This is a genomic window from Martelella mediterranea (assembly GCF_004342225.1).
GTDB classification, from domain to species: domain Bacteria; phylum Pseudomonadota; class Alphaproteobacteria; order Rhizobiales; family Rhizobiaceae; genus Martelella; species Martelella mediterranea_B.
In genome coordinates, this window is sequence record NZ_SMAR01000067.1 from 1 (window position 1) to 8,671 (window position 8,671).

Annotated in this window: 7 protein-coding genes; 3 read left to right on the forward strand and 4 right to left on the reverse strand. The window is 57.9% G+C overall.

From position 1 onward, the window contains the following. Window positions 1–448: 448 nt before the first annotated feature. The 4 genes from EDC90_RS20020 to EDC90_RS20035 form a co-directional block, all read right to left on the reverse strand. The gene (locus tag EDC90_RS20020; RefSeq protein WP_132314287.1) at window positions 449–1,528 is read right to left on the reverse strand and encodes an ABC transporter ATP-binding protein; all 1,080 of its coding nucleotides are present in this window, start codon (window positions 1,526–1,528) and stop codon (window positions 449–451) included. A 5-nt stretch (window positions 1,529–1,533) separates the two neighbouring features. After that, window positions 1,534–2,421, reverse strand: coding sequence for a carbohydrate ABC transporter permease (locus tag EDC90_RS20025; RefSeq protein WP_207903977.1), 888 nt, complete (start codon window positions 2,419–2,421; stop codon window positions 1,534–1,536). Further along, window positions 2,418–3,317, reverse strand: coding sequence for a carbohydrate ABC transporter permease (locus tag EDC90_RS20030; RefSeq protein ID WP_348633718.1), 900 nt, complete (start codon window positions 3,315–3,317; stop codon window positions 2,418–2,420). The genes EDC90_RS20025 and EDC90_RS20030 overlap by 4 nt, the downstream gene beginning before the upstream one ends. Before the next feature lie 71 nt (window positions 3,318–3,388). Continuing rightward, complete coding sequence (locus EDC90_RS20035) at window positions 3,389–4,627, reverse strand: ABC transporter substrate-binding protein (RefSeq protein ID WP_132314288.1); 1,239 nt, start codon at window positions 4,625–4,627, stop codon at window positions 3,389–3,391. Window positions 4,628–4,857: 230 nt separating this feature from the next. On the opposite strand from EDC90_RS20035, the gene EDC90_RS20040 reads away from it, so the two are divergent. From EDC90_RS20040 to EDC90_RS20050, 3 genes are all read left to right on the forward strand, one after another. Continuing rightward, a complete protein-coding gene (locus EDC90_RS20040) occupies window positions 4,858–5,862 on the forward strand; it encodes a LacI family DNA-binding transcriptional regulator (protein WP_132314289.1) in 1,005 nt (334 codons plus the stop codon). 35 nt (window positions 5,863–5,897) lie between these two features. After that, entirely contained in the window at window positions 5,898–8,258 is a 2,361-nt protein-coding gene (locus EDC90_RS20045) for a GH36-type glycosyl hydrolase domain-containing protein (RefSeq protein ID WP_132314290.1), read from the forward strand. Window positions 8,259–8,477: 219 nt separating this feature from the next. After that, on the forward strand, window positions 8,478–8,671 hold a 194-nt coding region (locus tag EDC90_RS20050; RefSeq protein WP_132314291.1), incomplete at its 3' end, for a transposase.

Sequence of the window (8,671 nt, forward strand, 5' to 3'; positions counted from 1 at the left end):
TGTAGGCCACGTGTGCGCACTGTTCTCACCACAGGAATGCTGGAACTACTTCAAATCAACAGCATGCGTTGCAGACTAATCGCCCGATGCTCTAGTCGCTGTATTTCTTAGACGACCTGAGCGGATCAATTCTGCCCTGATGTGATGAGCGCATTCGCGATTACAAGGAGTTTGAGGACGACGCAGTGATGGCGACCTTGTGCGGTTTACCAGAGCAGCACATAGGAGGCCAGCGAAGATCCTGAGTGATCGCTATCTCGGTAGGAGCGCCCTTCAGCATGAATGTAGGGTTTATCACAAAAACGGACGGAACGAAATAGATCAGAAAACCGGCAAGCGGCTGAAGCCATGTCAGCCGCTCTGTGCCGAAAGCGCAGGCTCGCAAAAGGCCCGTTCATTCCGACGGAATTTAGCGCGTATGCAGCGCAGCACCTGAGCGCCTGATGCTCTAAAGACGAGCGCCCATATTTTCCTCGAAGAAGGACGCCTTTTTGACATCCGCCGTGACCGAAACCGGCTCGCCGACGTCACAATGTTCTTCCTGGCTCAGCCTGTGCGAGAGCGTGATGCCGTCGAAATCCGACCAGGCCAGAATATCGCTGCCCATCGGCTCGACGAGCGACACGGTTCCGCTCCATGCAGCGTCTCCCTCACGGGCAAGCCGCAGGTGTTCCGGCCTGAGGCCAAGTGTCGCCTTCTGGCCGTCCTCGACCTTTCCGGCAAAGGGATATCCGCTGACATCGAGGCTGAACGATCCGGACCTGAAGACAAGGCCGTCATTCTCGGCAGAAAACGCCCCGGCAATCTTGTTCATTGCCGGAGAACCGAGGAAGGTCCCAACAAACTCGTTGGCCGGCTTGTTGTAGACATTCAGCGGCGTGTCCAGTTGCTGGATGATGCCGTCCTTCATCACCGCGATCCGGTCGGCAAGCGTCAGCGCCTCGATCTGGTCGTGGGTCACGTAGATCATGGTTGAGCCGAGCGCCTTGTGCAACTTCTTGATTTCCAGACGCAATTCGGCACGCAGCTTGGCGTCGAGGTTGGAAAGCGGTTCGTCGAACAGGAAGATGTCGGCGTCACGGACAAGCGCGCGGCCGATGGCGACGCGTTGACGCTGACCGCCCGAAAGCGCCGAGGGCTTGCGGTCGAGCAGATGGGTAATCTGCAGCAGTTCGGCCGCCCATTTCACCTTCTTGTCGATCTCGGCCTTCGGCACGCCGGCTATCTTCAGGCCGAAGGACATGTTCCGCTCGACGCTCATCGTCGGATAGAGCGCATAGGACTGGAACACCATGCCAATACCGCGATCCTTGGGGTCGACCCAGGTTACGTCCTTGTCGTTGAAGTGGATCGTACCGCCGCTGACATCGGTCAGCCCGCCGATTGCGTTGAGCAGCGTGGATTTGCCGCAGCCCGAGGGACCGAGCAGAACCAGAAACTCGCCATCCTTGATTTCAAGGTCGAGGCTTTTGACGACATGCACGCTGCCGTAGCGAATGTCGAGATTTTCAATGGCTACAGAACTCATGGGACTTATCCTTTCACGGCGCCGGAGGCGATGCCGCGCACGAACCAGCGGCCGGAAACCAGATAGACGACAAGCGGGACCAGCGAGGTCAGGATGGTTGCCGCCATGTTGACGTTGTAGGCGCGCTCGCCCGTGGTCGTGTTGACGATGTTGTTAAGCTGGACGGTCATCGGCAGGTTGTCGCGACCGGCGAACACCAGACCAAGCAGGAAGTCGTTCCAGATCGCGGTGACCTGCATGATGACAGCGACAATCGTGATCGGAACCGACATCGGCAGAATGATCGAAAAGAAGATCTTCCAGAAACCGGCGCCATCAATGCGGGCGGCTTTGAACAGCTCCATCGGCAGGCCCGTGTAATAATTGCGGAACAGCAGCGTCATCACCGGCATGCCGAAGATGATGTGGGTCAGCACGATGCCTGGAAGCGAACCGTAGATGCCGGCCTGGGCATAAAAGCGCACCAGCGGATAGATAAAGACCTGATAGGGAATGAACGAACCCATCAGCAGGCAGGCGAACAGCACATTCGCCCCCTTCACCCGCCAGAAGGACAGGGCATAGCCGTTGACCGCGCCGAACAGGATCGAGAGGATGACGCTCGGGATCAAAATCTTGACCGAGTTGAAAAAGCCGACCTGAAGGCCGGTGCAGTCAAGCCCGGTGCAGGCGCTCGTCCACGCCTTGATCCAGGCGTCGAGCGAAAAATTCTGGGGCAGAGCAAAGATCAGCCCGAGACGGATTTCGTCCATGCTTTTGAACGACGTGACAAGCATCACGTAGAGCGGCAGCAGGAAGAACAGCGCGACGAAGAACAGAAATCCGTAGACACCGAAGCGTCCCCAGACGTGCTCGGCCTTGACCGGGCGTTTCGCGACGGATGGCGCAGTCATGATGCCCTCCCGTTCTTGCGGAAATACTGGGAATAGAGAACCGGCACCATGATCAGCAGAACGGTGATCAGCAGCACGGTCGAGGCGGCGGTGGCAAGACCGATATTGGCGCGCTCGAACAGGTTATCCATGATGAATTTGGCCGGCACCTCACTCGCCGTTCCGGGTCCGCCATTGGTCATGGCCACGACGACGTCATACATCTTGACGATCGAGATCGACAGCAGCACCAGCGAGGTGATGATCATCGGCCGAAGCATGGGCAGAATGATGGAGAGGTAAACGCGCCACGGCGGAATACCGTCGATGCGGGTCGCCGACCAGATCTGGGTGTCGATGCCCCGAAGCCCCGCCAGGATCAGCGCCATGACCAGCCCGGAACCGTGCCAGACCGTTGCCAGGATGATCGCGTAGAGCACCTTGTCCGGGTTGACCGTCCAGTCGAGCACGAAATTCGGGAAGCCGAGGTCGCGCATGGTCGCCTGAATGCCGAGATCGGGATTGAGGATCCATTGCCAGATCAGGCCCGCGACAACGAAGGACATCGCATAGGGGTAGAGAAAGACCGTCCTGAACAGGCTTTCCGCGCGCACATTCTGGTCGATGAAGATCGCCAGAAGCGTGCCAAGCACAAAGCAGATCAGCAGGAAAAAGAATGCGATAATCGCCAGATTTTCCAGCGACGTGATCCAGCGTGAGGTTTCAAAAAGCCTCGTATACTGGTCAAAACCGACAAAGTCGTCCTTCGGCAGAAGCCGTGAGCTGGAAAACGAAAGCCGGACGGACCAGAGCATCGTTCCCAGATAGGCGAAGATGACGACGGCGGCCATCGGCAGCAAGGCGATATAGGCAAACAGGTTGCGCCTGATATGCCGGGTGAAGGCGGCGGCGTACAACGGAACCTCCCTTGAAAACGGGAAGGAGACATCGTGCCCCCTTCCCGCTTTGTTGTTCCCGATTGAATGGATCAGCCGTTGAGGGCCTGGTCGAAGCGATCGACGGCCTCATCGACAGACATGTCGGTGTTCCACAGTTCGGTGACGACATCCTGGACAGAGCCATAGATGTATTCGGCCATCATCTGCGAAGCGTCCGGCGCCTGACGGCTCGGATCCGACATGATTTCAAGACCAAGCTGGGCGCAGGCGTCGAGCTTGCTTTCGTCAACGTCGGAGCGGATCGGGATCGAGCCCTTGAGGTTGTTGAACTCGACCTGTGTTTCCGGATCCGTCATGACCTCGACGAGCAGGCGCTGTGCCTTGATCTGTTCGGCATCGTCTGTCTTGGGAAAGACGAAGACGTCGCCGCCAAGAACGTAGGGGGAATCCGGACGCAGGCCGGGCAGGCAACCATAGTCTGTGCCGATTTCCTTGCCGGCCTGCTTGAACTCACCCTTGGCCCAGTCGCCCATGACCTGGAAGCCAGCTTCATCATTGATCAGCATGGCGGTGGTGTCGTTCCAGTTCCGGCCCGGGGAAGCCGAATCGACATAGGGTTTCAGCGCGATGAAGGTTTCTATGACCTCGCGGAATTCCGGCGAATGAATGGCGTCTTCATCCTTGTCTGCGTAGACAGCCTCCCAGAGTTCGCCTCCGCCGACATTGGTCAGCATCGCCGAGAACAGCGAGTTTTCCTGCCAGCGCTGGCCGCCAAGAGCAAGCGGCGTGATGCCGGCTTCCTGAAGCTTGTCGAGCGCGGCGAAGAATTCGTCCATGCTTTCGGGCGGATTTTCGACGCCAGCTTCATTCAGCGCATCGATCGAGTACCAGAACCACAACGGCATGTGAATATTGACCGGCGCGGCATAGTATTTGCCGTCGATCTTGACGGCGTTGACGATCGGCTCGGGCAGGATCTGATCCCAGTTGTTCTCCGTCGCCACGGCGTCGATATCGTTGAGCAGGCCTTCCTCAACGATCTCGTGATATTGCTGCGAGGTGTTGAACTGGGCTGCCGTCGACGGATCGCCACCGATGATGCGGTTGATGGCGGCGCTGCGCGCGGCCGAACCGCCGGCAACGGCGCTGTCCTGCCAGTTACCGCCTGCCTGATTGTAGGCATCGGCAAAAACGCCGATTGCCTCGGATTCACCGCCGGATGTCCACCAGTGAATAACTTCGGCGTCAAGCGGCTCCTGCGCGTGCACAGCGCCAGCCATTGCCACAGTCAGCGCCAGAGCGGATGCGGCATTCTTCAAAATATACATGTGTCCTCCCCAAAGGGTCATCTGAGGGACCGTATGGTCCGGTCAAAAGTGATAGCGATCTCAAAAATGGGATCGGTTCCAAATACAATGGCAGGCACTTGATTTTGTCAATGGTCCCTGCAAAAAAGATGCGTGCCTACCATTCGGGATGTTGTAATTGGCTAAAACTCGTTGAATAATAACAAAATATGGCGAGGCGCATTAGGTAACGGGCGGAGGGAAGTTCAGAAATGGCCACGGTGAAAGACGTCGCGAAGTTAGCGGGCGTTGGATCGGGAACGGTCTCACGTTATATTTCTGGAAACGGTTCCGTTTCTAAGAAATCGGCCGAGAAGATCGAACGCGCCATCAAGCAGCTCAACTATCGTCCGAACAGCATGGCGCGGTCGCTTTCCTCACGCCGGTCCGATCTGATCGGTGTTTGGGTGCCCTCGCTCGAAGGGCCCTATTATCACATGATCATCCGTGCGGTTGAGCAGGAGCTGCGCCTCCACAACAAGCACATGATTCTAGCCAATGCCGAGGATGCCAAGTCCGATGCCGACCGTCGCGCGCATTTCGACTATCTGGTCAACCGCGATTGCGACGGTATCCTGATGTCCTGTTCGCTTCAGGGCACATTTGAGCTGGCGCGCACCTGCGAACACTTTGCCAATCTCGTCCTTCTCAACCATCAGGCCGATGCGCTCGCCGGACGGTGTTTCTTCATCGATCATGAACTGGGAGGCCGGCTGGCAGCGCGCCATCTTGTCGAGCTTGGCCACAAGAAGATCGCGGTGATCACCGGCCGGCTTTCCGCGCAGGACGCCCGTCAGCGCCACGATGGTTTCCTGGACGAAATGGCCAAGCTCGGCCGCTCCGTCCCGGAGGATTGCGTCGTCGAAGGTGCCTTCAGCTACGCCGCCGCCGAACGTCTGGTCAGCGCTTTTCTGGACATGAACCTCGATTTCACAGCCGTATTCTGCGGAAACGACAAGGTCGCCATGCTTTTGATTTCTGAGCTGAACAATCGCGGCATTTCGGTGCCACGCGACGTTTCGGTTCTCGGGTATGACGATGTCGATTTCGCCGCCTATACCGCACCGCCGCTGAGCACCATCCACGCCCCGATCGATGAGATGGCCCGCTCGGCCTGCCGCCAATTGCTCAATCTCACCTACGACACCGACCTTCCCTTTCAGGAGCGGTTCGAGCCCTCGCTATGCGTCAGGCGCTCGACAGCCGCACTGGGCTGAGGGCCGAATGCAAACACCAACGCAACGAGAACAGGATGACTTCCTTTATCGAGAGCGGACGGCGCTTCCGTCTGAATGACCCGACACTGGCGCCCAACGCCGCAAGCTATCTCTGGAACCGCAAGATGATGATCCAGATGAGCGCCCGCGGCTACGCCGTGAGCCAGTATATGGATCCCGAACCGCGCAAATACGCCCATGTTCCTACCATTGCCGCACAGACCTTCATGCAGCCGGAACAGGATTATTTCCCGCATCATCCCGGCCGGTTTTTCTATATTCGGGACAATGAGACCGGCGACCTGTTTTCCGCGCCCTACGAGCCTGTGCGGGCCAAACTCGATCATTTCAGTTTCGAACCCGGCATTTCGGATATTCGCTGGGTGATCGAAAAGGACGGCGTGCGCGTTGAACTGCGGCTCGATCTCCCGGTCGAGGATGTCGCCGAAATCTGGTCGGTGCGGATCACCAACCTGACGGACGAGAAAAAGTCCCTTTCCTTCGTTCCGTTCTTTCCGGTCGGCTATTCATCCTGGATGAATCGCGGCGGTCATTTCGACGCCGATCTGAACGCCATCGTCTGCACCAGTGTGACGCCTTACCAGAAGGTCGAACAATACTTCAAAAACAAGCACCTCAAAGACATCACCTTCTTTGCCGCAGACCGAAAACCCGACCATTTCGAGGTTGCACAGGTGGCATTCGAGGGAGAAGGCGGGTTGCACAACCCGTCAGCCCTGCAGGATGGCAGGCACCTTGGGGGCGGCGATGCCAGCTACGAGAACCCGGCTGGCATCATGCAATGGGATCTTTCTCTGGACGCCGGTGCGACCGAGGATTTTCGCTTTGTTTTCGGCCCGGCCTTCGACAAATCCGAAATTGCGGCGCTGACGGAGAAGTATATCGAGGGCAGCCTTGAAACCGTCCGGCAGGACTATGACGACTACATCCGCTCCGGGCTCGGGAGCTTGGAGATTCACACACCCGACGATGACTTCGACCACTTCGTCAATTACTGGCTGCCGCGCCAGGTCTATTACCACGGCGACACCCATCGCCTGACCACCGATCCGCAGACCCGCAACTATCTGCAGGACGGTCTCGGCATGATCTTCATCGCGCCGGAGCGGACGCGGGCCGCGATCCTCAGGACCGCCAGCCAGCAGTTTTTCTCCGGCAAGGTGCCGGACGGCATTCTGCTGCGGCCCGATACCGAGCTGAAATATATCAACCAGATCCCGCATACCGACCACGCCGTCTGGCTGGTTATTGCCACCAAGGCCTATCTCGACGAGACCGGCGACCGCGCAATCCTCGGTGAAAGAATTGCCTGGACCGACAGCGATGAAGAAGCCACGCTTTACGAACATGTGACGCGGGCGCTGCGCTTTCTCGCTGGTGAGGTCGATGAACGCAACCTGCCCTATATCGCCCAGGGGGACTGGTGCGACCCGATGAACATGGTCGGCTACAAGGGCAAGGGCGTTTCCGGCTGGCTGGCGGAAGCAGCAAGCTATGCGATGACGACCTGGGCTGACATCTGCCGCACGGAAAACGACTATGACACAGCGAAATGGCTTGAGCAGGAAGCCGGCAAGCTCAACGAGAGCATCAATCGCTACCTCTGGGATGGAAAATGGTATGCCCGCGGCATCACCGATGACGGGATCGCTTTCGGCGTGCAGGCCGACACGGAAGGTCGTATCTATCTGAATGCCCAGAGCTGGGCCTTTCTCGCCGGCACTGCCGATGATGCCCAAAAGACCAGCATGCTGCAGGCAATCAACGATCAGCTGGATACGCCTTATGGCGCGACCATGTTTGCGCCGGCCTATACGGCGATGCGCGACGATGTCGGCCGAGTGACGCAGAAATGGCCTGGCAACGGCGAAAATGGCGCGGTCTACAATCACGCAGCCGCCTTTTACGCCGCATCGCTCTACCACATCAAAGAAAAGGAACGCGGCTTTGCAGTGCTCTCCAAGATGCTGACGCGACCGGACGCCCAGGACATCAGGACCCGTGGGCAATTGCCGCTTTACGTCCCGAACTATTATCGCGGCGCCTATTACCAGTATCCGCGCACGGCCGGCCGCTCCAGCAACCTGTTCAACACCGGAACCGCCTCCTGGTACTACCGTCTGGTCATCGAGCAGCTCTGCGGATTACGCGGCGACGACGACGGCGTGATCATCGACCCGCAGCCACCGGGGGAGTGGGCGTCATTCCGTTTCAGTAGGGTGTTCCGCGGTGCGACCTTCAGGGTCAGCGTCGAAAGAGATGCCTCGTTGGCAAAGCCAGCCATAACCGTCAACGCCGTTCCGCTTGCAGAAAACAGATTGGACGAGGTGGAACCCGGAAAAAACTACGAGATCTTTATTCGTCTCCCCGGATAGACAGCACAGTCCGCCTGCGTTCGGGATATCTCCGACAAAAGGCGGCGCTTTGCCAGCGAAAGAAGCCGACCCTGCCAACCCCGAAATAGCAGAAGGCTTTCACAATACTACTTTTATTTCTTCAATATAATTGAAACTAAGAGCCTGACCCAAAAAGAGTTGAGTGATTTCAGCAGGATGTGATTCCATCGGATTTGCGAAGAAACGATGGAGCACACGATGGCCTGGACCGAAATCACCCGGCGGCAATATGTCCGCAAATCAGCCCGCTATGCAAGCGATGTGACGGATCGGGAATGGGAGTTGATTTCATCGTTGCTGCCGAAAGGGCGACGGCTCGGCAGGCCCCGCAAGACCTGCCTGCGTGACGTCATCAACGCGATCTTCTATATTGCTTCGACCGGCTGCCAATG

Bases quoted from the DNA above. Each gene is read 5' to 3' on its own strand.
- EDC90_RS20020 (WP_132314287.1), bottom strand. From the start codon at position 1,528: ATGAGTTCTGTAGCCATTGAAAATCTCGACATTCGCTACGGCAGCGTG.
- EDC90_RS20025 (WP_207903977.1), bottom strand. From the start codon at position 2,421: ATGACTGCGCCATCCGTCGCGAAACGCCCGGTCAAGGCCGAGCACGTC.
- EDC90_RS20035 (WP_132314288.1), bottom strand. From the start codon at position 4,627: ATGTATATTTTGAAGAATGCCGCATCCGCTCTGGCGCTGACTGTGGCA.
- EDC90_RS20040 (WP_132314289.1), top strand. From the start codon at position 4,858: ATGGCCACGGTGAAAGACGTCGCGAAGTTAGCGGGCGTTGGATCGGGA.
- EDC90_RS20045 (WP_132314290.1), top strand. From the start codon at position 5,898: ATGACTTCCTTTATCGAGAGCGGACGGCGCTTCCGTCTGAATGACCCG.